We start from the raw sequence: 22423 nt of genomic DNA, 5'->3' as shown, positions 1-22423 counted from the left end.
GCTCAGTCTTTCTTCTTCGTGCCGGCGGCATAGCCGGGCTGGTCGATGGCGAGCTTGTCGCGCGTGGTCTGGCGCAGGTGATCGATCAGGCCGGGGGTGGCGGCGTCGAGTTCGCCTGTGGCGATGCGAGTGCAGAGCAGGCGGTTGGCTTCGGCCAGGTCGGCGGGTGCGCCGGGGCCCAGCAGCGTGTGCAGCCGCGTCAGTTCGCTGGCCTGCGCGACGGGGCCGAGTTGCACTTCGCGCCGCGCGATGTCGAGCGTGTTCGCCGCCACGCGCGCGTGGAACGCGACCTGCCCTTCGGTGGCAGGCACCACCTGCTCGCGCAGAAAGGCGGCGACGGCCTCGAGCAGCTCGGCGACGTCGGGACGGTCCTGCATCAGGCGGCCTCTTCCTCGGGGGTGAGCAGCGCCAGCAGGTCCGACTCGGCCTCCGACGCGCGGCGGCCGATGGCGGCCTTCTCGACATCGCGCTCGCGCCCGCTGAGCCAGGCATGCACCATGGCTTCGCAGACGATGCCCCACTTGAGCGTGCCCAGCACCTCCCACCAGCGCACGCGATCGGCATCGACCTGCCCGCCCTCGGCCGTGTAGCCCTCGAAGAGCTGCTCGCGCGTGCCGAAGCCGCCCACGGGCAGCGCGCCGTGGCCAAAGCGCCAGGAGCGCACGCACATCCAGCCGAGGTCTTCCATCGGATCGCCGAGGTGCGCGAGCTCCCAGTCGAGCACGGCGCGCAGGCCCTCCTCGCCGACCATCAGGTTGCCGTTGCGGAAGTCGCCGTGCACGAGCACCGGTGCGGGCACGTCGGTTGGTGCGTTTTCGCGCAGCCAGCGGAAGGCGAGTTCGAACACGGGGCACGCGGTGCCGTGGCTGCGGTGCAGGCCGAGCTGGAAGTCGAGCTCGGCCCGCGCGGCGGCCGTGCGCAGCGGCGGCAGCTGGTGCGCGGGCAGGCGGTGGATGCGCGCCATGGCCGCGCCGCACTGGCGCGCCAGCACGCGGCGCGCGCCGGCCAGGCGTTCGTCGCGCACGATGCGGCGGCCCAGGGTCTCGCCCTCGATGCGGTCCATGACGAAGCCTTCGCCGAGCGCGTCGGCCGGCTGCAGCACATGGCGCACGCCGGGCACGGGCACGCCGCCTGCGCGTGCGGCCTCGATGAGCTTCGCCTCGGCCGCGAGGCCCGCGGTGCCCAGGGCGCGCGCGCCGCTGGCATCGGCCGCGCGGCGCAGCACCAGCGGATGGGCATGGCCCGCGCCGGTCGTCGTTACATCGAAAGCCCAGGTCTGCTGGCTGGCGCCGCCCGAGAGCCGGCGCACGGCCTGCACCGCATGACCATCGGGCACGAGCCGCCCGGCCACCCGCTGCAGTGCGTTCGCGATCAGTGTCGCGTCATCGTGCACGGGCGAAGCGTGCCTGGAGCTTGCGCAGCAGCCCGACCACGCCGCCGGGCATCGCGAACATGAAGGCGATCAGCACCACGCCGTACACCGCCCAGGGCGCGGCCTTGGAGACCTTCTCGGCCAGCGAGGGCACGAACATGATGAAGATGGCGCCGAAGATCGCGCCGTACAGCGTGCCCACGCCGCCCACCACGATGCCCACCAGCAGCGAGATCGACAGGAACAGCGTGAACGAATCGGGCGCCACGAACTGCACCGCAATGGCCGACAGCGCACCGCCCACGCCGGTGTACGCGGCCGACACGCCGAAGGTCATGGCCTTGTAGTGGCTGTTGTCCACGCCCATCGCCTCGGAGGCCATGGCGTGGTCGCGGATGGCGCGCATGGCCCGGCCGCTGCCGCTTTGCAGCAGGTTGTGGGCAATGAAGAACATCACGACCGCGACGAACAGCGAGAACAGGTAGAGCCACTGGTCTTCGTTCAGCGGCAGGCCGAAGGGCGCGGCGGGCTTCATGAGCACGATGCCCTGCACGCCGCCGGTCCAGGCCTCGAGGTGCTTGTACTTGAGCAGCTGCGGCATCGCCACGCCGAGCGCGAAGGTGGCCAGCGCCAGGTACAACCCTTCGAGCTTGAGCGCGGGCCGACCGAACAGGTAGCCGACGATCAGGCACACCACGGCCGCCGCCGGCACCGTGAGCCAGTACGGCACGCCCGCGTGCTCCATGAGGATGCCGGTGGTGTAGGCCCCAATGGCATAGAAGGCGCCGTGGCCCAGCGAGATCTGCCCGTTGTAGCCCGTGAGGATGTTCAGGCCCAAGAGCGCAATGGCATACGAGATCACCATCGTCGCCTGGAACAGCTGGTAGCCGCGCGCCACGAAGGTGATGCCGATGGCCAGCACGATCAGCAGGCCGACCCACATGAGCGGGGAGCGCGAGGGCTTGGTAGCTCGTGCATCGGCGGACCCGGCGAGCGGTGCCATGGCGGTCGGCAGGGAGGAAGCTTGGGGGGAGTTCATGCGATCAGACCCGGGTGACCAACTTGCGGCCCATGAGGCCGGAAGGCTTGACGATGAGCACGCCGACGATCAGCACCAGCGCCACCGACAGCTTGAGTTCGGTGCCCACCACGTAGGTGCCGATGAGGTTCTCGAGCACGCCGACGATGAAGCCGCCGAGCACCGCGCCCACGGGGCTGTCGATGCCGCCGATGAGCGCACCGGCAAAGGCGTAGAGCAGCACGCCGGTCATCATGTGCGGGTCGAGGAAGACCACGGGCGCGACCATCATCCCGGCCACCGCGCCGATGGCGCCGGCCAGGCCCCAGCCCAGCATGAGCATGCGACCGACGTTGATGCCCACCAGCCGCGACGAGGCCGCGTTCTGCGCCGCGGCGCGCATCGCCAGGCCCAGCGGCGTGAAGCGGAAGAACGCGAACAGCAGCAGCACCACCAGCAGCGTGACGCCGATGGCGCCCATCTCGTGCGCCGACATCATGGCGCTGCCGAACCACGCGTCCGACGGGAACGGGCTCGGGAACTGCTTGATGGTGTAGCCGAAGAGCCAGCCCGCCAGGCTGTGGAAGATCACCAGGAGGCCGATGAACACCACCACCACCGACAGCGCGGGCTTGTCGTGCATGGGCCGGATGACGGTGAACTCCACCACGGCCGCGAGCACGAAGGACAAGGCCACCGTCGCGACGAAGGCGGCCCAGTACGGCAGGCCGGCCTGCATGAGGCTCCAGGCGATGAAGGTCGAGAACATCGCCATCTCGCCTTGCGCGAAGTTGATGTGGTGCGTGGCCTGGTAGATCATCACCAGCGCCAGCGCAACGCTGGCGTAGATGCCGCCGGTGGCCAGGCCCGCCAGCAGTTGGTGCAGGAATGCGTTCATCGGTGTGAGGCCCCTATTCGCCCAAATAGGCTTTACGGACTGCGTCGTTGCGGCGGATCTCGGCGGCCGTGCCCGAGAGCACGATGCGGCCGGTTTCCAGGAGGTAGGCCGAGTCGGCCAGGTCGAGCGCGAGCTTGGCGTTCTGCTCCACCAGCAGGATCGACACGCGCTCTTCCTTGTTGATGCGCCGCATGATCGAGAAGATGTCCTTCACGATGAGCGGCGCGAGACCGAAGGAGGGCTCATCGAGCAGCAGCAGGCGCGGCTTGCCCATGAGCGCGCGGCCGATGGCCAGCATCTGCTGCTCGCCGCCCGACAGCGTGCCGGCCTGCTGGGCATGGCGCTCGCGCAGGCGCGGGAAGTAGTCGAACACGCGCTCCATGTCGGCATCGATGCCGTCCCTGCTCGCGCGGGCGTACGCGCCCAGCCGCAGGTTCTCCTCGGTCGTGAGGCCCAGGAAGGTGCCGCGCCCGTCGGGCACGTGGCCCACGCCGGCCTTGGCGATCTGCTCGGTGGAGCGGCCGTCGATGCGCTGGCCAGCCAGCATGATGCGGCCCTCGGTGCTCACCATCATCTGGCACAGCGCGCGCAGCGTGGTGGTCTTGCCGGCGCCGTTGGCGCCCAGCAGCGCCACGACCTGGCCGGTGGGAATGTCGAGGTCGATGCCTTGCAGCACGCGCGTCGGGCCGTACGCCGCATGCAGCCCGCGCACCTCGAGGATGTTCGTCGTCATGCCATCGCCTCCGCTTCTGCTTCCTCGCCCAGGTAGGCGCGGATCACCTCGGGGTGCGCACGCACCTCGGCCGGCGTGCCCTCGGCGATCTTCTTGCCGAAGTTGAGCGCCACCACCTTGTCCGACACGCCCATCACGAGGCTCATGTGGTGTTCGACCAGCAGCACCGTCACGTTCAGGCGGTCGCGGATGTCGCGGATCAACGTGCCCAGGCTTTCGAGTTCTTCGTGGTTCAGGCCGCAGGCCGGCTCGTCGAGCAGCAGCAGCTGCGGCTCGGCCGCCAGTGCGCGTGCCAGCTCGACGCGCTTTTGCGTGCCGAACGGCAGGTCGGCCACTTCGCGTTCGGCCACGGCCTCGAGGTCGAGAAAGTGGATCAGCTGGTCGGCCCGCGCCCGCGCCTGCGACTCGATGGCCGCCACGCCGGGCAGCCGGAAGGCGTTGCGCAGGAAGCCTGCGTGGTGCTTGCTGTGGCAGCCCACGAGCACGTTGTCGCGCACGGTCATCGTGCGAAACAGCGCCAGGTTCTGGAAGGTGCGCCCAATGCCCAGGCCCGCCATGCGGTGGCGCGGCAGGCGCGTGAGCGGGTGGCCGTCGAACTCGATGCGGCCGGCGCTGCACTCGTACAGGCGCGAGAGACAGTTGAACAGCGTGCTCTTGCCCGCCCCGTTCGGCCCGATGAGGCCGCAGATCTGGCCCCGCCGCACGTCGAACGAGACGCCGTCGAGCGCCACGATGCCGCCGAAGCGCACCGACACCGCGTCGATGCGCAACAGGGGGGTGTTCTTCTTGTCTCCGCGATCGGTGTCATGAATCATGCGTCGATCTCTTTTTGTGAGGGAACGGAAAAGGTCAGCGCCGCCCCCGCGGGCGCTGCCAGGTTGGCGGCGCGAGGGCCGCCCGGCTTCGTCAGAGCCGCTCGATGATGGTCACATTCGCCATGCCGCCGCCTTCGCACATGGTCTGCAGGCCGTAGCGCTTGCCGCGCTGGCCCAGGGCGTTCACCAGCGTGGTCATCAGCTTGGTGCCCGAGGCGCCCAGCGGGTGGCCCAGCGCGATGGCGCCGCCGTTCACGTTGATGCGGGCCGGATCGGCGCCCAGCGCCTTCAGCCAGGCGATGGGCACGGGCGCGAAGGCTTCGTTGACTTCGTACAGGTCGATGTCCTCGATCTTCATGCCGGCCTTCTGCAGCGCGCGCTGCGTGGCGGGCAGCGGGGCCTCGAGCATGATGACCGGGTCGTGGCCCAGCACGCTCATGTGGTGGATGCGCGCCAGCGGCTTCACGCCCAGCGTCTTCAGGCCGCGCTCGTTCACCACCATGAGGCCGCTGGCGCCGTCGCAGATCTGGCTGGCGGTGGCCGCCGTGCAGCGCCCGCCTTCGGCGATGAGCTTGACGCCGGCGATGCTCTCCAGCGTGGCGTCGTAGCGGATGCCTTCGTCGGTGGTGTGCAGCTCGCCGGTCTCGGTGCCGTCGGCCATGCGCACGGCCACGGGCACGATCTCGCGCTCGAAGTGGCCGGCCTTGGTGGCGGCGATGGCGCGGTGGTGGCTTTCGAGCGCGTAGCGGTCGAGCGCTTCTTTCTCGATGCCGTAGTTGCGCGCGATCATCTCGGCGCCCGTGAACTGGCTGAACTGGATGCCGGGGTAGCGCTTTTCCATGCCGGGGCTCACGTAGAAGCCCAGGTTGTTCTTCAGCGGCAACGTGGTGGGCAGGCCCATGGGCACGCGGCTCATGCTCTCGACGCCGGCGGCGATGACGATGTCCATCGTGCCCGACATCACGGCCTGCGCCGCGAAGTGCAGCGCCTGCTGCGACGAGCCGCACTGGCGGTCGACCGAGGTGGCGGGCACCGACTCGGGCAGGCGCGAGGCCAGCACCGCGTTGCGCGCCACGTTGGAGGCCTGCTCGCCGGCCTGGCCGACGCAGCCCATGATGACGTCCTCGATCAGGGCGGGGTCGGCGTCGGTGCGCTCCACGAGGGCGTTGAGCACCTGGGCGGCCAGGTCGGCCGGGTGCCATCCGGCGAGGCGGCCGTTGCGGCGGCCACCGGCGGTGCGCGCGGCGGCGACGATATAGGCTTCGGGCATGTGAAATCTCCGGTGAGTGATCGGTTCGCGTCCTGCGCATTGTTGGCGCCACGCCGCCGCACAGCGTCGTCGGAACCGACGATTTTCGGGCGCCCCACCCTCCGGGCGCCCCACCCCTCACCGGTGGCCGAACACGGGCGGGCGCCGCGCCAGGAAGGCGCGCAGGCCCTCGTGCGCGTCTTCGGTGGCGAAGCGCGCGTGCAGCTGGCGCCGCTCGAACAGGATGCCCTCGGACAGCGACGACTCCCACGCGCGGTTGACCGACTCCTTGATCGCCACCAGCGCCGGCAGCGAATACGCCGCGATGCGCGCGGCCAGCGCCAGGGCCTCGGGCATGAGCGCCTCGGGCGCGACCACGCGCGACACCAGGCCGCAGCGGTCGGCCTCGGCCGCGTCGAGCACGCGCGCGGCCAGGCACATTTCCATCGCCTTGGCCTTGCCGATGGCGCGCGGCAGGCGTTGGGTGCCGCCGGCGCCCGGCAGCATGGCGAGCTTGACCTCGGGCAGCGCGAAGCGCGCCGATTCGGCGGCCAGCACGATGTCGCAGGCCAGCGCCAGCTCGCAGCCGCCGCCGTAGGCCACGCCGGCCACCGCGGCGATCACGGGCTTGCGCACGCGGCGGATGGTTTCCCAGTTGCGGGTGATGAAATCGTCGCGCCCCACGTCGGCGTAGCCCCAGTCGGCCATGGCCGCGATGTCGGCGCCGGCGGCGAAGGCGGTGTCACCGCCGGTGACGACGATGGCGCCGATGCCCGCGTCGGCATCGAAGGCCAGCAAGGCGGCGCCGAGGGCGTCCATGAGCGCGTCGTCCAGCGCGTTGAGTTGGCGCGGGCGGTTCAGCGTGATCACGCCGACGCGGCCGTCGACATGGGTGAGCACGGGGGCGTCGGGTGTGGTCATGGGCTCAGTCCACCACGATCTTCTGGCGCACGATGAGCGCGGACAGCATGGCGCCTTCATCAGCCAGCAGCTTGCGGAACTCGGGCGTGCTCATGACCACGGGCTCGGCACCCAGATCGCCGTAGCGCGACTTGACGGCGGGCAGCGCCAGCGCCTTGCCGAGCTCGGCGCTCATGCGGGCCAGCACCTCGGGCGGCGTGCCGTTGGGCGCCCACATGCCGAACCAGATGTCGAGGTTGGCGCCCGGGAAGCCCTGCTCGCCCACGGTAGGCACTTCGGGGAAGAAGGGCGAGCGCTTGGCGCTCACGATGCCCAGCAGCTTGGCCTTGCCGGCGCGGATGTGCTGGAAGGCGATGCCGGGGTCGCAGACGAAATCGGCCTGGCCCGAGAGCACGTCCTGCAGCGCGGGCGCCGCGCCGCGGTAGGGCACGTGCGTGACCTGCGTGCCGGTGGCCTGCTTGAACAGCTCGCAGGCCAGGTGCGGCGGCGTGCCCGCGCCGGCCGAGGCGTACGAGAGCGTGCCGGGCTTGGCCCGCGCCAGCATGACCAGCTCGCGCACGTCTTTCGCGGGCAGCTGCGGCTTGGCGACGAGGTACATCTGCGTGCGCCCCACCGTGGCCACCGGCGTGAGATCGCGCGAGGGCAGCAGGCTCGCCTTGAAGAGCGAGGGGTTGGCGGTCTCGACTGAGGTCGGCGCGATGAGGAAGGTGTGGCCGTCGGGCGCGGCGCGCACCACCTCGGCGGCCGAGATGTTGCCGCTGGCGCCGGGCTTGTTGTCGATCAGCACGGTCTGGCCGAGCGACTCCGACAGCGACTGCGCGAGGATGCGCGCCATCACGTCGGTGCTGCCGCCGGGCGCAAAGCCGACGACCACGCGGATGGGCTTGGACGGCCACGCGCCAGTGGGCGTGGTTGCAGGCGCCTGGGCCCAGGCCGCGTGGCCGGCGAGCGCGAGGCCACCCAGTGCGGCCACGGCGCGGCCCAGCCGCCGGCCCACGCCGGCGGCGAATTGCTTCTTGTGCATGTGTTGTCTCCGTTGTGGTGTCGAAAGGATCGGCAGGTGCGCTCAGGCGGCCGGGGCGCCCGATTCGTCCGCGCGCAGCAGGTCGCGCAGCTTGAATTTCTGGATCTTTCCGGAGGGCGTGGAGGGCATGCTCTCGCGCACCACGAGGCGCTCCGGGATGTACTGCAGCGCCACCTTCTCGGCCTTGAGGAAGGCGACGATCGACGGCAGGTCGACCTGCCGCCCCGGCCTGGGCACCACCACCGCGCAGGCGCGCTCGCCCAGGCGCTCGTCGGGGTAGGCGACCACGGCGGCCATGGCCACGTCGGGGTGGCGGTACAGCAGCGACTCGATCTCGACCACGGGGATGTTCTCGCCGCCGCGGATGATCACGTCCTTGGTGCGCCCGGCGATGCGCACGTAGCCGCGCTCGTCGATGCGCGCGAGGTCGCCGGTGTCGAACCAGTCGGCCGCGTCGGTGCCGTTGAGTTGCGGGCGCTTCAGGTAGCCGCCGAAGTTGGAGCAGGCGCGCAGCAGCAGCTTGCCGACCTCGCCGGCCGGCAGCACGAGGCCGTCGACATCGACCACCTTGAGCTCCACGCCGGGCAGCGGGCAGCCGTCGGTGTGGATGGAACGCTCGTCGTCGTCGTCCAGCCGCGTGAGCGTGACGGCGCCGTTCTCGGTCATGCCCCAGGCCGACACGATCTTGGCGCCCAGCGCCTGGCGGGCCTGCTCGACCAGCGCGCCCGGAATGGGCGCACCGGCGCAGAGAAAGGCGCGCAGCGTGGGCACGGCCGTGCCCGACTCGGCCACGGTCTTCGACAGGTCGGAGAGAAAGGGCGTGGACGCCATGGTGAAGCTCACGCCCTCGGCGTTGATCGAGGCGATGGCCTGCTTCGGCTCCCAGATGTCCTGCAGCACGACCGAGGCCTGCAGCACGATGGGCATCATGAGCCCGTACATGAAGCCGGTCTGGTGCGCCATGGGCGAGGCCATGAGCACGACGTCGCTGGCGCCCAGGCCCAGGCGCTGCGCGTAGGGCACGATGTTGGCCATGGTGGTGTTGGCCGAGTGCATCACGCCCTTGGGCTCGCCGGTGGTGCCCGAGGTGTAGATGAGCTGGGTCACGTCGTCGGGGCCGGGCCGGTGCTGCTGCAGGATCTGCGCGGCATCGGGCTCCTGCCCCCATGCGGGGCCGGCCAGCAGTGCCTCGAAGCTGTTGGCGCCGCTGCCGCCGACCACCACCACCTGCGCCAGGTCGGGCAGGCCGGCCTGCAGGCCCGTGGCCATCTGTTCGAAGTCGAAGCCCCGGAAGCGCGCCGGCACGACCAGCACCTTGGCCGCGCCGTGCCGCAGCATGAACGACAGCTCGCGCTCGCGGAAGATGTGCATCAGCGGGTTCATCACCGCGCCGATGCGCGAGCAGGCCAGGTAGGTCAGCGTGAACTCCCACCAGTTGGGCAGCTGGCAGGCCACCACGTCGTTGCGGCCCACGCCCAGCCGCGCCAGGCCGACGGCGATGCGGTCGGCCATGCGGCCCAGCTCGCGGTAGGTGAAGCGCACGGTGGCGGCCTCGCCCTCGCCGTCCTTCACGCGCACCGCAGTGAGCGCCACTTTGTCGGGACAGGCGGCAATGCAGGCGTCGAGCGCATCGTTGATGGTGCGGTCGTGCCACAGGCCCTGGGCCACCATGCGCGCGCGGCGCGGGGGCAGCAGTACGGCGTCGAATTCCATGATGTCGTGTCTCCTCTTGTTGTGCGAACCGGAAAACCAGCGAACCGCCGACTACGCCGGCACCGCCGAGCGCCCGGCGCGCGTGCGGGCGACGATGGTCTTCATGATCTGGGCCGTGCCGTCGCCGATCTGGAAGCCCAGCACGTCGCGCAGGCGCTGCTCCATCGGCCCGCGGTCGTAGCCGCCGTGGCCGAACATCAGCAGGCACTGGTGGATGGCGTCGTAGGCCAGCTTGGGGCCCCACCACTTGCACATGGCGGCCTCGGCGGTGTGCGGTGCGCCCTTGTCCTTGAGCCACAGGGTCTGCAGGCACAGCAGGCGCGCGGCCTCGATCTGCGTGTCGAAGTCGGCCAGCGGATGCGACACGCCCTGGAACGCCGACAGCGGCTTGCCGAAGGCCTCGCGCTGCGCGACGTACTCCCAGGTTTCTTCCAATGCCACGCGCGCCACGGCCAGCACCTGCAGCCCGATGAGCGCGCGCGAGAAGTCGAAGCCCTGCATGACCTGCACGAAGCCCTTGTTCTCCTCGCCCAGCCGGTGGTCGACAGGTACGCGCACGTTCTCGAAGAACAGCGAGCCGCGCCCGATGGCGCGCTGGCCGTGGCAGTCGAAGCGGTTGCGCGTGACGCCGGGCAGGTCCATCGGCACCAGCAGCGCGGTCACGCCGTGGGCGGCCGATTCGATGCTGCCGGTGCGCCCGAACACCACGGCCGCGTCGGCCTGGTCGGCGGCCGAAATGGAGGTCTTCTCGCCGTTGAGCACGTAGTGGTCGCCCACGCGCTCCACGCGCAGGCGCAGGTTGGCGGCGTCGGAGCCGCCGCGCGGCTCAGTGAGCGCAATGGCGAACAGCGCCTCGCCCTGCGTGAGCTTCGCCAGCCACGGCGCGACCACTTCGGGCCGGCCGTGCTCGCAGAGGATCTGGCCGTTGAGCGAAGCCAGCAGGTTGATGTAGCTCAGGCTCAGGTCGGCGCGGGCGATCTCTTCGTGGATCACGCCGGCGGCCAGGCAGCCCAGGCCCTGGCCGCCGTGGGCCTCGGGCAGCTCGGGCGCGATGAAGCCCATCTCGCCCATCTCGCGCATCAGCGCGCGGTCGAGCACGCGCGTGGCGTCGCGCTCCAGGAAGCCGGGCGCCACGCGCCCGGTGGCGAAGCGGCGCGCATGCTCGGCCAGCGTCGCCAGGTCGTCGTCGATGTACGGGTTCATCGCGGTGGTCCTGCTGCGGCTACTTGGCGTACTTGCGGAACTCGGGCTTGCGCCGTTCCTGCAGGGCCGCGACGCCCTCGCGCGACTCTTCGGTGTCGTAGTACAGCTTGAGCGCGTACATGCCCAGGCCCGCGATGCCGGCCTGGTGCGCGGTGTCGGCATTGAAGCTGCGCTTGGCGATGGCCAGCGCGGTGGGGCTGCGCTCGCAGATTTCCTCGGCCCACTTCTGCACCTCGGCGTCGAGCTGCTCGTGCGGCACCACCGCGTTGGCCAGGCCCATGGCCACGGCCTCGGCGCCGCTGTAGCGGCGGTTCAGGTACCAGATCTCGCGCGCCTTCTTCTCGCCGACCACGCGGGCCAGGAAGGCGGTGCCGTAGCCCGGGTCGACCGAGCCCATCTTCGGGCCGACCTGGCCGAACACGGCTTTCTCGGACGCGATGGTCAGGTCGCAGATGGTGCACAGCACGTTGCCGCCGCCGATGGCAAAGCCCTGCACGCGCGCGATGACGGGCTTGGGCACGTTGCGGATGGCGTCGTGCAACTCTTCCATCGGCAGGCCGATGGTGCCGCGCCCGTCGTAGTTGCCGTTGTGGGCCGACTGGTCGCCGCCGGTGCAGAAGGCCTTCTCGCCGGCGCCGGCCAGCACGATGGCGCCCACGCCGCGGTCGTAGCCCGCGCGGTTGAGCGCGCGGATGATCTCGTCGCAGGTCTGGCCGCGGAAGGCGTTCATCTTCTCGGGGCGGTTGATGGTGATCCACGCCACGCCGTTGCGCACGTCGTAGAGGATGTCTTCGAAGTCGGGGGATGCCATGGGGGTCTCCTGAAAGGTGTCGGGTGTGTGTGGGGGGGGAGTCAGCCGTTCATCGTCAGGCCGCCCGAGACGCTCAGCACCTGCCCGGTCACGAAGGCCGCGTCGTCGCTGGCGAAGAAAAGAATGGCGCCCGGCAGGTCGTTCGGCTGGCCGATGCGGCCCAGCGGAATGGAGCGCGTGAAGGCCTCCATGAGCTTCTCGGGGTTGCCCGCGCCTTCCTTGTATTCGGCGAACAGTGCGGTGTCGGTGGGGCCGGGGCACACCACGTTCACGGTGATGCCGTGGCGCGCGTGCTCGCGGGCGATGGTCTTGGAGAACGCCACCAGCCCGCCCTTGCAGGCCGCGTACACCGCCTCGCCCGACGAGCCCACGCGCGCCGCGTCGGAGGCGATGTTGACGATGCGCCCCGCCTTGCGCGCGGCCATGCCGGGCAGCACCGCGTGGTGCATGTGCAGCGCGCCGGTGAGGTTGATGGCGATGAGCTTGTCCCACTGGGCGGGCTCGGTCTTGGTAAAGGGCTTGAACACGTCCCAGCCGGCGTTGTTGACCAGCACGTCGACCGGGCCGAAGCGCTCCACCACGGCGGCCACGGCCGCGTCGACGCCGGGGCGGTCGGTGATGTCGCAGCGGAAGGCCTGGGCCTGGCCGCCGTCGGCGCGGATCTGCGCGGCCACCGCTTCGGCGGCCTCGAGGTTCATGTCGAACACCGCCACGCGGGCGCCGTCCTGGGCGAAACGGCGGCTGGTGGCGCCGCCGATGCCGCCACCGCCGCCGGTGACGATCACTGTCTTGTCCTGAAATCGCTGCATCTGGTTCTCCTGGGGTGCGAGGGCTTGCTATATCGTTGGGCCGTTGGGCGCCATTTTTGAGGCATTTACGTAAATACGTTGACGTATTATTAGATGCAGCCATGGCGTCGCGCAAGCCTTTCCGAAAGAAAAACATGCCAAATACTAATGAAAATACCGACGCAGCACGCATGGCGCTGGCCAACCGGGTGTTCTTCCGCCTCTATCAATGCGCAAACATGTTGCATAAAACCGGCAGCCGAGCGGTCGAGGCCGAGGGCCTGACGACGCAGCAATGGGCCGTGCTCGGCGCCCTGTCGCGCGACGAGGCCGAGGGAGGAATGAGCGTGGGGGACCTGGCGCGCTACCTGAAGGTCAGCCGCCAGAACCTGTCGGGCCTGGTCAGCCGCATGGAGCGCGACGGGCACGTGACGACCGCGCCCGACAGCCGCGACCGGCGGTCACGGCTGGTCACGATGACCGGGTCGGGGCAACACGTGTGGAAGGTGGAAGCGCAGCCGAAGATCTACGCCTACTACGAGCAGGTGCTGGACGGGTTCTCGGTGAACGACGTCACGCACACCCTGCACTACCTGCTGAAGCTGCTCGACAACATGCAGCGGGTGGACGATGCGCAGGGGGGAGCGGAAGAGCCGGCGGAATGACGCCGGCCCCCGCGGCCTGAATCAGGCCTTGGCCAGGCGCTTAGCCATGCTCCAGCGGTGCACCTCCGACGGGCCGTCATAGATTCGGAAGGCCCGCATGTCGCGGAAGATGCGCGCAGCCACGGTCTCGTCCGAGACGCCGCTCGCGCCCAGGATCTGCACCGAGCGGTCGACCACGCGCCACTCGGCCTCCGAGCACAGCACCTTGGCCACGCTCGACTCGTGGCGGCCCTTGCCGCCCTGGTCGAGCACCCACGCGCAATGCCAGATGGTCAGGCGCGAGACGTGCAGGTCCATGTCGTTGTCGGCCAGCATGAAGCCCACGCCCTCGTGCTCCACCAGCGCATGGCCGAAGGCCTGGCGGCGGCGGGCGTAGTCGGCGGCGAGCTCGTGCACGCGGCGCGCGGCGCCGAGCCAGCGCATGCAGTGCGTGAGGCGCGCGGGCGCCAGCCGCACCTGCGCGTAGCGAAAGCCCTCGCCGATGGCGCCCAGCACGTCGGTGGCCGGCACGCGCAGGCCGTCGAAGCGCACCACGCCGTGGCCGCCGGTGAAGCAGCTGTCGAGTGCGTCGATCTGCCGTTCGATCACGATTTCGGGCTGGTCCATGTCGGCCAGGAACATGGTCGACGAGCCGTCTTCCATGCGCGCCATGATGATCGCGAAGCCCGCGCCGGTGGCGCCGGTGATGAACCACTTGCGCCCGGTGATCACGTAGTGGTCGCCGTCGCGCACGGCCACGGTCTGCATCATCGACGGGTCGGAGCCGGCGCCGGGCGGCGGCTCGGTCATGCAGAAACACGAGCGCACGTGGCCGTCGATGAGCGGCTGCAGCCAGCGCGCCTTCTGCGCCGGCGTGGCCACCACTTCCATCAGGTGCACGTTGCCTTCGTCGGGCGCGTGGATGTTGAGCGCCACCGGGCCGAGCGGCGAGTAGCCCGCCTCCTCGAACACGATGGCCTTGTCGACGTGCGACAGGCCCAGCCCGCCGTGTTCCTTCGACGCGTGCGGCGTGAGCAGGCCGGCGCGGCGTGCGCGCGCCACCAGCTCGTCGCGCAGCGCCTCGGCGGGGCCGTGCGAATCCTGCCGGGGGTCGGATTCGAGCGGAATCACCTCCTCGGCGATGAAGCGGCGCGTTCGTTCCTGCAGGTCGAGCTGGGCCGGGGTGAGGCTGAAGTCCATGGGGACGCTCCTTCTTTCTCTGTGAAATTCAAGGATGGACGGATTGAAGACAATGCGGCGCATGGTGCCGACGCGGGCGCGGGTTTCGAGTCGTGAGCGGGACAAGCCCGCCGGATTCGTCCGTTCCGACGATGCCGCGGCCCGGCCTGCGCCCAACACTGACACGCCATGAACACACCTGCAACCGACAACGACGACAACGTCCTCCTGCTCACCCGTCCGCAGGACGGCTGCGCCTGCCTCACGCTGAACCGCCCGCAGGCGATGAACGCCCTGTCGCTCGCGCTGCGGCGCGCGCTGGTGCGCACGCTCGACACGCTCGCGCAGGACGACAGCGTGCGCGTGCTCATCCTCACCGGCGCAGGCCGCGCCTTCTGCGCCGGCCTGGACCTGCGCGAGATCGACCCGGGCGCCATCACCGGCGACGCCGGCACCGACGTGGCCACCGCGCTCGCGAACTTTCCGCGCCCGGTGATCGGCGCCGTGAACGGCGCGGCCATCACCGGCGGCCTCGAGGTGGCGCTAGCCTGCGACCTGCTGATTGCGTCGAGCGAGGCGCGCTTTGCCGACACCCACGCGCGCATCGGCGTGATCCCGGGCTGGGGGCTGTCGCAGCGGCTGTCGCGGCTCATCGGCATTGCGCGTGCGAAGGAGATGGCCTTCAGCGGCAACTTCGTCGGTGCCGAGCAGGCCGAGCGCTGGGGGCTGGTCAACCGCGTGACGACGCCCGAGCAGTTGATGCCCCAGGCGTTGGCACTGGCCGCCGACATCGCGAGCGCGCTGCCCGAGATGCTGCCGGTCTACAAGCGCCTGATCGATGACGGCCATGCGCGCAGCTTTGCCGAAGGCATGGCGCTGGAGCAGGCCGCCACGCGCGAGTGGGCCGCGTCGCTCACGCCCGAGGTGCTGCGCGCGCGGCGCGAGGCGGTGCAGGCGCGCGGGCGTGCGCAGAAGGGCTGACGACGGCCCTTCGCCCCGGCCTCAGCGTGGCGCCATGCGGATCGCGCCGTCCAGCCGCACGCTCTCGCCGTTGAAGTAGCCGTTGGTGATCATCAGTTCGGCCAGCGTCGCGTACTCGGCCGGGTTGCCCAGGCGCTTGGGGAAGGGCACCGAGGCGGCCAGCGCGGCCTTCACGTTGTCGGGCGCGCCCTGCAGCAGCGGCGTGTTGAAGATGCCCGGCAGGATGGTGTTCACGCGGATGCCCTCGCCCATGAGGTCGCGCGCGATGGGCAGCGTCATGCCGACCACGCCGGCCTTCGAGGCGGTGTAGGCGGCCTGGCCTATCTGGCCGTCTTGCGCCGCGACCGAGGCGGTGTTGACGATGGCGCCGCGCTCGCCGTCTTCCAGCGCATCGAGCGTGAGCATGCCGGCCGCCGACTTGGCGATGCAGCGGAAGGTGCCCACGAGGTTGATCTGGATGATGCGGTCGAAGTTGGCGAGCGGAAAGTGCTTGATCTCGCCCGAGGCCTTGTCGCGGCTCGCGGTCTTCACCGCGTTGCCGGTGCCGGCGCAGTTGACCAGCACGCGCTCCTGGCCGTGCGCGGCACGCGCCTTGGCGAAGGCCGCGTCGACCTGCTCTTCCGACGTGACATCGACCTTGCAGAACACGCCGCCCAGCTCCTTGGCCAGGGCCTCGCCCTGCTCCACGTTGAGGTCGAACAGCGCGACCTTCACGCCGTGGCTGGCCAAGCGGCGCGCGGTGGCGGCCCCGAGGCCCGAGGCGCCGCCCGTGACGACGGCGGCAATGCTGGAATCGAGTTGCATCTCTTGTTGTCCTTGGATAGAAAGAGAGAGAGAAAGGAAGAAAGAAAACCGAAAACGCCTGCCGTTCAGACCGGGTAGTAGCGCAGCTTGCGCGCCGCCATCTCGCGCATGCGCGCCGTGGGCACATACGGCGCGCCGAGCGCCGCATGTTTGTCGCACAGCGCGACCACGCGGTCCAGCCCCAGCCAGTCGGCGTACTTGAGCGCGCCGCCCGCGTAGGCCGGAAAGCCCACGCCGAGCAGCAGCGCCATGTCGAGCTCGGCCGGCGTGGCGACCACGCCGTCTTCGAGCGCGTGCGCGGCCTCGACCACCATCGGCAGCATCATGCGTTCGACGATCTCCGCGTCCGCGAAGTCGCGCCGGCCCTGCGGCTGCAGCGTGGCGACCAGCGCATGCGCCTCGGGCGCGGCCGACTTGCGCGGGCGGCCCGTGGGGTCGTTCTCGTAGCGGTAGAAGCCCGCGCCGTTCTTCTGGCCGTAGCGCTTGTTCGCCACCATGAGCTTCACGGCGTTGCGTTCGAGGGCCGGCATGCGCTGCGGGTAGCCCGCGGCGATCACGTCGCCCACGTGCGCGCCCACGTCCATGCCCACCACATCCTGCAGGTAGGCCGGGCCCATGGGCCAGCCGAAGGCCTCCATCGCGCGGTCGACCGCTTCGAAGTCGGCGCCGTCGGCCACCAGCTGCACGAAAGCGTTGATGTACGGCGTGAGGATGCGGTTGACCAGGAAGCCCGGGCAGTCCTTCACCACGATGGGCGTCTTGCCCATGGCCACGGCATAGCCCACGGCGGTGGACACGGCGGCGTCGCGCGTCTTCGCGCCCTGGATCACTTCCACCAGCTGCATCACCGGCACGGGGTTGAAGAAGTGCATGCCGACAAAGTCTTCAGGCCGCGCAAGCGGCTGGGCGATGTCGTCGATGCGCAGGCTCGAGGTGTTCGAGGCGATCACGGTGCCGGGCTTGACGCTGCCTTCGAGCACGGCCAGCACCTTGCGCTTGACCTCGAGGTTCTCGACCACGGCCTCGACCACGCAGTCCACGCTGTCGAAGCCGGCCTCGTCGAGCTGCGGCACGATCGACGCTTGAATGGCATCGGCCTTGGCCTGCGCGAGCCGGCCGTTCTTCACCTGCTTGGCGAGCTGCTTGCCGGCCTCGGCCATGCCCAGGTCGAGCTGCGGCTGCGCGATGTCCTTCATGCGCACCGGCGTGCCGCGCAGCGCGCTGGTGTAGGCGATGCCGCCGCCCATGATGCCGGCGCCGAGCACGGCCGCCTGCTTCACCGGACGGCCTTCGCGCGCGTGGCGCTTGTAGAGCTTCTTGAGCGCCTGGTCGTTGAGAAAGGCCTGTACCAACGAGGTGGCGGCCTGCGTCTTCGCGACGCGGCCGAAGGCGGCCGATTCGAGGTCGAGCGCGCCCGCGCGGTCGCGGCCGGCGGCCTCGGCCATCATTTCGAGCGCGATGATTGCTGCGGGCTGGTGCTTGCCACTGCGCGCCGCCACCTGCGTGCGCGCGGCCTCGACCAGCGCACCGGCCTCTTGCTTCGACAGCGCCAGCGGCGCGCGTTTGCGTTGCTGCACCGCCTGCCAGTCGATCTCGCCGCGCACCGCGCGCTGCAGCAGCGCGAGCGCGCGTTCGCGCAGGGCCTCGGACGCGGCGACCTCGTCGGTCACGCCCGCGGCCAGCGCGGCCGGCGCCTTGGCCGGCTTGCCGCTCGCCACCCAGTCGATGGCCGTGGCCAGGCCTGCGAGACGCGACAGCCGCACCGTACCGCCGAAGCCGGGGAACAGCCCGAGCTTCACCTCGGGCACGCCGACCTGGGCCGTGTCGGCCATCACGCGCAGCGGCGCGAGCATCGCCAGCTCCAACCCGCCGCCGAGCGCGAAGCCGTTGATGGCGACCACGCTGGGTACCTTCAGGTCTTCGAAGGCGTTGAACAGCTCGTTGCTGGCGCGCACGCCGCGCGCAATGTCGGCCTCGGCCTGCTGGAAGGTGGCACCGAACTCGGTGATGTCAGCACCGACGATGAACACGTCTTTCGCGCTCGTCACCAGCACGCCGCGCACATCGGGCGAAGCCGCGATGCGCTCGGTGGCCTGGCGGAACTCGTCGACGGTGCGTGCGTCGAGCTTGTTGATGGCCTCGCCGCGCCGGTCGAAGCGCAGCTCCACCAGCCCGTCCTGCAACGGCAGGACTTCGATACTTTCGCCTTGGAACAAAGGGGGTCTCCTCGCGGCCGGCGACACGCCAGCCTGTGGGAAAAAGTTTAGGGACGCGCCCTGCGTGCAGGCATCGTCCGAAGCGACGATTACAGGTGGCCGCGCGCCTGCAGGTAGTCGCGCACCGCCTCGGCGGCGGGGTCGCCGACCACGGCGAACTCGTCGGTGAAGAAGATCGGCGAGGCGGCCAGGTCGATGAAGCGGCGCTCGTCCGCCAGCAGCTCCGCGCTCGCGCGGCGGGCTTCCTCGCGCCGCGCACCGGTGCGCGCTTCGAGGCTGTCCCACCACAGCTCGGCCACGCCGTCGAAGGGCGCGGGGCTGCCGCGCGGCACGGCCAGCGGCTGCACCAGCGCATCGTCGAGCGTGTGCGATTGCACGTAGCGCCGCAGGCCCAGCACCTCGGCGCGTTCGGCGACGAGCGGTGCATGCACGTCTCGCCAGTGGTGCTGGAACTGCGCGCGGTCCAGGTGCGGCAGCCGCCGCAGGCAGAAGACGAGCTTGATCATCGGCGCACCCGGATCAGCCCTTCCTGCGCGACCGAAGCCACGAGCCGGCCGGCGCGGTCGAACAGCGCGCCGCGGCAGAAGCCGCGCGCATGCTCGGCCGAGGGCGAGTCGGCGTCGTACAGCAGCCAGTCGTCGCAGCGGAAGTCGCGGTGGAACCACATCGCGTGGTCCAGGCTCACGCCCTGCACGCCCGGTTGCTGAAACGCCAGGCCGTGCGGCTGCATCGCCACGCCCATGAAGCTGTAGTCGGAGGCGTAGGCCAGCATGGCCTGGTGCAGCAATGGGTCGTCGGGCAGCGCGTCGGCGGTGCGCAGCCAGAGCTGGCTGTGCGGCGGGCGCGGGCCGGCCGTGACGGGGTCGCGCGGATCGACGTAGCGGAACTCGATGGGGCCCTCGACGCGCACGCGCGGGCCGGCGCGCGGCGTGAGGTCTTCCGGTGGTGGCGCCTCGGGCATCGCGCACTGGTGCGACACGCCTTCCTCGCGCCGATGGAACGAGGCCGACATGTGGAAGATCGGCTCGCCATGCTGGATGGCGACCACGCGCCGCGTGGTGAAGCTCGCGCCGTCGCGGATGCGGTCCACGTCGTAGACGATGGGCGCGGCCTTGTCGCCCGCGCGCAGGAAGTAGCCGTGCAGCGAATGCGCCGCATGCCCGTCGACCGTGCGGGCCGCGGCCATCAGCGCCTGCCCGAGCACCTGGCCGCCGAAGACGGCGGGCGCGCCGATGTCGGTGCTGGTGCCGCGAAACAGGTTTTTCTCGAGCTGTTCGAGCTGCAGCTGCGCGACCAGCGACTGCAGCGCTTGCGCACGGCCTGGGCTCACGCGGCGTGCTCCGTCGGATAGAACAACGTGTTCGACTGCGCGCGCTTGCGCAACGCATTCGTGGGCTTGAATCGCTCGCCGTGGCGCCGTGCGAGTGCATCGCAGCGCGCGACGAAAGCCGCGAGACCGACGGTCTCGATGTACGAGAGCGTGCCGCCGGTCCAGTCGGGGTAGCCCAGCGCAAGCACCGCGCCGAGGTCGGCTTCGACCGGCTGCTTCAGCACACCTTCTTCGAGGCAGCGCGCCGCTTCGAGCGCGAGCAGCGACAGCAGGCGTTCGCCCACGGCGCGTGCATCGGGCTGCGATGCAGCGGCTTGTCCCGCCGTTGCATCGGCAGTCAGCGGACTCTCGCCCAGCCCGGCCTGCCGCGCGGCATTTGCGATGAGCGCAGGCGACACGCCCTCGCTCAACAGCGTCGCACCTTCACTGCGGTACAGCTGCCGCAGCCTTTCGACATACGCAGCATTGACCGTACTCAAGTCGCCCTTGCGCCGCAGCGCCGCGCCCCGGTTCACGAACAGCGTGCGCATCAGGTTGCGCGCCACCGGGCCGGCCAGCAAGGGGCCGAAGCACTGCGCCTCGACCGCCAGGCCCGCGTCCATCGGCAGCTGCGTGCCTTCGTACACGGCCGACAGGATGGCCAGCGGCGCCGGCAGCTGGTCGTGCGTGTCGCGCCGCACCTGCGCCAGCGTGGCGCCGAAGCTCGCGCCCGCGTGCGGTGCGAGTGCGCCTGCGCCGCCCGGCACCTGGAAACCCTTCACGTCCCACGGCTGCTGGCCGGCGTCGGGGTGGTCGAGCACCCAGCGGCGGGCCACGGCCACGAGCTGGTCGGCCGGCGCGAGCGCATCGACCATGCCCAGCGCCAGCGCTTCGGCCGGCGCTACATGCCGGCCCGACAGCAGCAGCGGCAGCGCGCGCGCAATGCCGATGAGGCGCGGCAGCCGCTGCGTGCCGCCGCCCACCGGCAGCAGGCCGACCGTGACCTCGGGCAGCCCGACCACCGCGCGCGGCTCGTCGAGCAGCACGCGGTGATGGCAGGCCAGCGCGAGTTCGAAGCCGCCGCCCAGTGCCACGCCGTTGATGGCCGCCGCCACGGGCTTGCCGCAGCGCTCCAGGTCGCGCAGCGCGCGCCCGCCGGGCGCAATCGCCTCGACGGCCTCGGCCGCGCCGCCGCCCGTGGCATGAAAGCCCACGAGGTCCTTCAGGTCGGCCCCGGCCATGAAGCCGCTGGCCTTGCCCGAGGTGATGACGGCGCCGCGCACGTCGGCGCGCTGCGCGATCTGCGCCACGACCTCGCGCAGTTCGGCCGTGAAGCCGGGCGTGAACACGTTCATCGGCCGCTCGGGCACGTCGAGGGTGAGGAGCGCGACGCCATCGGCATCGACCTCGAATCGGATGTGGGAAGGCATAGGAAAAAAGGAAAGAGAAGACGTGCTGCTCAGACGCGCTCGATCACCAGCGCGGTCGATTGCCCCGCCGCGGCGCACAGCGTGACCAGGCCCATGCGCGCGTCACGCCGCTCCAGTTCGTCGAGCAACGTGCCCGTGAGGATCGCGCCGGTCGCGCCGAGCGGATGGCCCAGCGCGATGGCGCCGCCGTTCACGTTGATGCGCGAGGGGTCGATGTCGAAATGCCGCGCATAGCGCATCGGCACCACCGAGAAGGCTTCGTTCACTTCGAACAGGTCGATGTCGCCGATGCTCAGGCCGCAGCGTGCCAGCAGGCGCTCGGTGGCCGGCATCGGGCCGCCCAGGCTCAGCAATGGTTCGTCGGCGCACGAGGCGCTGCCGACGATGCGCGCGCGCGGCTTCAATCCGTTGCGCGTGCCGTAGTCGCGGTTGCCCAGCAGCACCGCGCAGGCGCCGTCGACGATGCCGCTCGAATTGCCGCCCGTGTGGATCGGCGCGATGTGCGACAGCTGCGGATAGCGCTGCAGCAGGATGGCTTCGTAGCCCTGCGCGGCCACGCCGGCGAAGGCGGGCTTGAGCTTGGCCAGGTCGGCCATGGTGGTACCGGGGCGGTTGGCCTCGTCCTTCGCGAGCACGGTGCGGCCGAGCCGGTCGCGCACGGGCACGAGCGAGCGGTCGAAGCGGCCCTCGGCCTGCGCCACGGCGGCGCGACGCTGGCTTTCCACGGCGTAGGCATCGACCGCCTCGCGGTCCACGCCGTCGAGCATGGCCATCAGGTCGGCCGCCACGCCGTTGGGGATGTAGGGATAGCGCTGGCCCACGGCGGGGTCGGTGTAGACCGCGCCACCGTCGCTGCCGATGGTCACGCGCGACATCGACTCCACGCCGCCGCCGATCACCGCGTCGGCCTGGCCCGAGGCCACGAGGCCGAAGCCCATCTTCAGCGTGTCGAGCGCCGAGGTGCAGAAGCGGTTGAGCTGGAAGCCCACCACGCTGTCGCCGTAGCCCGCCGACAGCAGTGCCACGCGCGCGATGTCGGCGCCCTGCTCGCCCACGGGCATCACCACGCCCAGGCCCACGTCCTCGATCTGCGTGGGGTCGAGTGCATGACGTTCGCGCAGCGCCTGCAGCACCTGGGTGGCCAGCTGCACCGGCGTGATGGGGTGCAGCGCACCGTCGGCGCGGCCCTTGCCGCGCGGCGTGCGCACGTGGTCGTAGATGAAAACGTCGTCGGTCATGGGCAGGGCGCCGCCCGGGTGCGCAAGGCCACCGGATGCAGGGGAATTCAGTTTGTCTGCGGCCAGTTTAGGAAGCA

The 22423-nt window shown here is 70.5% G+C and carries 22 protein-coding genes; 2 read left to right on the top strand and 20 right to left on the bottom strand.

Annotated elements, in window-relative coordinates:
* Positions 1-2 precede the first annotated feature (2 nt).
* From AC07Q9_RS20350 to badH, 13 genes are all read right to left on the bottom strand, one after another.
* Positions 3-377: a DUF6285 domain-containing protein gene (locus AC07Q9_RS20350; protein ID WP_495311598.1), complete on the bottom strand. Its 375-nt coding sequence runs from the start codon at positions 375-377 to the stop codon at positions 3-5.
* Complete coding sequence (locus tag AC07Q9_RS20345) at positions 377-1393, bottom strand: phosphotransferase family protein (protein WP_495311597.1); 1017 nt, start codon at positions 1391-1393, stop codon at positions 377-379. Before AC07Q9_RS20345 ends, AC07Q9_RS20350 begins: the two co-directional genes overlap by 1 nt.
* Positions 1383-2315 carry a branched-chain amino acid ABC transporter permease gene (locus AC07Q9_RS20340; protein ID WP_307696475.1) on the bottom strand — a complete coding sequence of 311 codons (933 nt, stop codon included), beginning with the start codon at positions 2313-2315 and terminating at the stop codon, positions 1383-1385. Before AC07Q9_RS20340 ends, AC07Q9_RS20345 begins: the two co-directional genes overlap by 11 nt.
* Positions 2316-2415: 100 nt before the next feature.
* The gene (locus tag AC07Q9_RS20335) at positions 2416-3288 is read right to left on the bottom strand and encodes a branched-chain amino acid ABC transporter permease (protein WP_056577629.1); all 873 of its coding nucleotides are present in this window, start codon (positions 3286-3288) and stop codon (positions 2416-2418) included.
* Positions 3289-3301: 13 nt separating this feature from the next.
* Positions 3302-4021, bottom strand: coding sequence for an ABC transporter ATP-binding protein (locus tag AC07Q9_RS20330; RefSeq protein WP_495311596.1), 720 nt, complete (start codon positions 4019-4021; stop codon positions 3302-3304).
* On the bottom strand, positions 4018-4836 hold the full coding sequence (locus AC07Q9_RS20325) for an ABC transporter ATP-binding protein (RefSeq protein WP_390348494.1): 819 nt from the start codon (positions 4834-4836) through the stop codon (positions 4018-4020). The genes AC07Q9_RS20330 and AC07Q9_RS20325 overlap by 4 nt, the downstream gene beginning before the upstream one ends.
* 91 nt (positions 4837-4927) lie before the next feature.
* Positions 4928-6106 (bottom strand): acetyl-CoA C-acetyltransferase, encoded by a 1179-nt coding sequence (locus tag AC07Q9_RS20320; protein ID WP_492679994.1) that lies wholly within the window; start codon positions 6104-6106, stop codon positions 4928-4930.
* 117 nt (positions 6107-6223) lie between these two features.
* Complete coding sequence (locus AC07Q9_RS20315; RefSeq protein ID WP_495311594.1) at positions 6224-7006, bottom strand: enoyl-CoA hydratase-related protein; 783 nt, start codon at positions 7004-7006, stop codon at positions 6224-6226.
* Between the two features lie 4 nt (positions 7007-7010).
* Positions 7011-8030: a tripartite tricarboxylate transporter substrate binding protein gene (locus AC07Q9_RS20310; RefSeq protein ID WP_495311592.1), complete on the bottom strand. Its 1020-nt coding sequence runs from the start codon at positions 8028-8030 to the stop codon at positions 7011-7013.
* Positions 8031-8072: 42 nt separating this feature from the next.
* The gene (gene aliA / locus AC07Q9_RS20305; protein ID WP_495311591.1) at positions 8073-9743 is read right to left on the bottom strand and encodes a cyclohexanecarboxylate-CoA ligase; all 1671 of its coding nucleotides are present in this window, start codon (positions 9741-9743) and stop codon (positions 8073-8075) included.
* Positions 9744-9794: 51 nt separating this feature from the next.
* Positions 9795-10946, bottom strand: coding sequence for a cyclohexanecarboxyl-CoA dehydrogenase (aliB, locus tag AC07Q9_RS20300; protein WP_095746838.1), 1152 nt, complete (start codon positions 10944-10946; stop codon positions 9795-9797).
* A 19-nt stretch (positions 10947-10965) separates the two neighbouring features.
* On the bottom strand, positions 10966-11757 hold the full coding sequence (badI, locus tag AC07Q9_RS20295) for a 2-ketocyclohexanecarboxyl-CoA hydrolase (protein ID WP_095947987.1): 792 nt from the start codon (positions 11755-11757) through the stop codon (positions 10966-10968).
* 41 nt (positions 11758-11798) lie between these two features.
* Positions 11799-12566 (bottom strand): 2-hydroxycyclohexanecarboxyl-CoA dehydrogenase, encoded by a 768-nt coding sequence (gene badH, locus AC07Q9_RS20290; RefSeq protein ID WP_056577609.1) that lies wholly within the window; start codon positions 12564-12566, stop codon positions 11799-11801.
* Between the two features lie 170 nt (positions 12567-12736).
* Here badH and AC07Q9_RS20285 point away from each other — a divergent pair, with 170 nt between their 5' ends.
* Positions 12737-13210 (top strand): MarR family winged helix-turn-helix transcriptional regulator, encoded by a 474-nt coding sequence (locus tag AC07Q9_RS20285; protein WP_221937705.1) that lies wholly within the window; start codon positions 12737-12739, stop codon positions 13208-13210.
* Between the two features lie 21 nt (positions 13211-13231).
* On the opposite strand, the gene AC07Q9_RS20280 is transcribed toward AC07Q9_RS20285, so the two are convergent.
* Positions 13232-14389 carry an acyl-CoA dehydrogenase family protein gene (locus AC07Q9_RS20280; RefSeq protein WP_095947984.1) on the bottom strand — a complete coding sequence of 386 codons (1158 nt, stop codon included), beginning with the start codon at positions 14387-14389 and terminating at the stop codon, positions 13232-13234.
* 168 nt (positions 14390-14557) lie between these two features.
* Here AC07Q9_RS20280 and AC07Q9_RS20275 point away from each other — a divergent pair, with 168 nt between their 5' ends.
* Positions 14558-15349, top strand: coding sequence for an enoyl-CoA hydratase (locus AC07Q9_RS20275; RefSeq protein ID WP_495311588.1), 792 nt, complete (start codon positions 14558-14560; stop codon positions 15347-15349).
* 21 nt (positions 15350-15370) lie between these two features.
* Here the strand turns inward: AC07Q9_RS20275 and AC07Q9_RS20270 are convergent, their stop codons facing one another.
* The 6 genes from AC07Q9_RS20270 to AC07Q9_RS20245 form a co-directional block, all read right to left on the bottom strand.
* Entirely contained in the window at positions 15371-16153 is a 783-nt protein-coding gene (locus AC07Q9_RS20270; protein WP_495311586.1) for an SDR family NAD(P)-dependent oxidoreductase, read from the bottom strand.
* A gap of 65 nt (positions 16154-16218) precedes the next feature.
* The gene (fadB, locus tag AC07Q9_RS20265; RefSeq protein ID WP_495311585.1) at positions 16219-18369 is read right to left on the bottom strand and encodes a fatty acid oxidation complex subunit alpha FadB; all 2151 of its coding nucleotides are present in this window, start codon (positions 18367-18369) and stop codon (positions 16219-16221) included.
* 89 nt (positions 18370-18458) lie between these two features.
* Positions 18459-18875, bottom strand: a complete 417-nt coding sequence (locus tag AC07Q9_RS20260) for an EthD domain-containing protein (RefSeq protein ID WP_495311584.1) — start codon at positions 18873-18875, stop codon at positions 18459-18461.
* Complete coding sequence (locus tag AC07Q9_RS20255; protein ID WP_495262420.1) at positions 18872-19699, bottom strand: acyl-CoA thioesterase; 828 nt, start codon at positions 19697-19699, stop codon at positions 18872-18874. Before AC07Q9_RS20255 ends, AC07Q9_RS20260 begins: the two co-directional genes overlap by 4 nt.
* A complete protein-coding gene (locus AC07Q9_RS20250; RefSeq protein WP_495311583.1) occupies positions 19696-21108 on the bottom strand; it encodes an enoyl-CoA hydratase-related protein in 1413 nt (470 codons plus the stop codon). The genes AC07Q9_RS20255 and AC07Q9_RS20250 overlap by 4 nt, the downstream gene beginning before the upstream one ends.
* Before the next feature lie 29 nt (positions 21109-21137).
* Entirely contained in the window at positions 21138-22346 is a 1209-nt protein-coding gene (locus AC07Q9_RS20245) for an acetyl-CoA C-acetyltransferase (protein ID WP_495311581.1), read from the bottom strand.
* Between the last annotated feature and the right edge of the window lie 77 nt (positions 22347-22423).

The sequence above is a fragment of the Variovorax sp. GW821-FHT09A10 genome, assembly GCF_059418385.1.
This window is presented reverse-complemented; position numbering and strand designations above follow the sequence as displayed.

Coding starts and splice junctions, on each gene's coding strand:
- AC07Q9_RS20250 (WP_495311583.1), bottom strand. CDS start 21,108: ATGCCTTCCCACATCCGATTCGAGGTCGATGCCGATGGCGTCGCGCTC.
- AC07Q9_RS20260 (WP_495311584.1), bottom strand. CDS start 18,875: ATGATCAAGCTCGTCTTCTGCCTGCGGCGGCTGCCGCACCTGGACCGC.
- AC07Q9_RS20350 (WP_495311598.1), bottom strand. CDS start 377: ATGCAGGACCGTCCCGACGTCGCCGAGCTGCTCGAGGCCGTCGCCGCC.
- AC07Q9_RS20320 (WP_492679994.1), bottom strand. CDS start 6,106: ATGCCCGAAGCCTATATCGTCGCCGCCGCGCGCACCGCCGGTGGCCGC.
- badH (WP_056577609.1), bottom strand. CDS start 12,566: ATGCAGCGATTTCAGGACAAGACAGTGATCGTCACCGGCGGCGGTGGC.
- AC07Q9_RS20315 (WP_495311594.1), bottom strand. CDS start 7,006: ATGACCACACCCGACGCCCCCGTGCTCACCCATGTCGACGGCCGCGTC.
- AC07Q9_RS20245 (WP_495311581.1), bottom strand. CDS start 22,346: ATGACCGACGACGTTTTCATCTACGACCACGTGCGCACGCCGCGCGGC.
- AC07Q9_RS20325 (WP_390348494.1), bottom strand. CDS start 4,836: ATGATTCATGACACCGATCGCGGAGACAAGAAGAACACCCCCCTGTTG.
- AC07Q9_RS20310 (WP_495311592.1), bottom strand. CDS start 8,030: ATGCACAAGAAGCAATTCGCCGCCGGCGTGGGCCGGCGGCTGGGCCGC.
- aliA (WP_495311591.1), bottom strand. CDS start 9,743: ATGGAATTCGACGCCGTACTGCTGCCCCCGCGCCGCGCGCGCATGGTG.
- AC07Q9_RS20340 (WP_307696475.1), bottom strand. CDS start 2,315: ATGTGGGTCGGCCTGCTGATCGTGCTGGCCATCGGCATCACCTTCGTG.
- AC07Q9_RS20275 (WP_495311588.1), top strand. CDS start 14,558: ATGAACACACCTGCAACCGACAACGACGACAACGTCCTCCTGCTCACC.
- aliB (WP_095746838.1), bottom strand. CDS start 10,946: ATGAACCCGTACATCGACGACGACCTGGCGACGCTGGCCGAGCATGCG.
- AC07Q9_RS20270 (WP_495311586.1), bottom strand. CDS start 16,153: ATGCAACTCGATTCCAGCATTGCCGCCGTCGTCACGGGCGGCGCCTCG.
- AC07Q9_RS20285 (WP_221937705.1), top strand. CDS start 12,737: ATGGCGCTGGCCAACCGGGTGTTCTTCCGCCTCTATCAATGCGCAAAC.
- AC07Q9_RS20280 (WP_095947984.1), bottom strand. CDS start 14,389: ATGGACTTCAGCCTCACCCCGGCCCAGCTCGACCTGCAGGAACGAACG.
- badI (WP_095947987.1), bottom strand. CDS start 11,757: ATGGCATCCCCCGACTTCGAAGACATCCTCTACGACGTGCGCAACGGC.
- AC07Q9_RS20330 (WP_495311596.1), bottom strand. CDS start 4,021: ATGACGACGAACATCCTCGAGGTGCGCGGGCTGCATGCGGCGTACGGC.
- AC07Q9_RS20335 (WP_056577629.1), bottom strand. CDS start 3,288: ATGAACGCATTCCTGCACCAACTGCTGGCGGGCCTGGCCACCGGCGGC.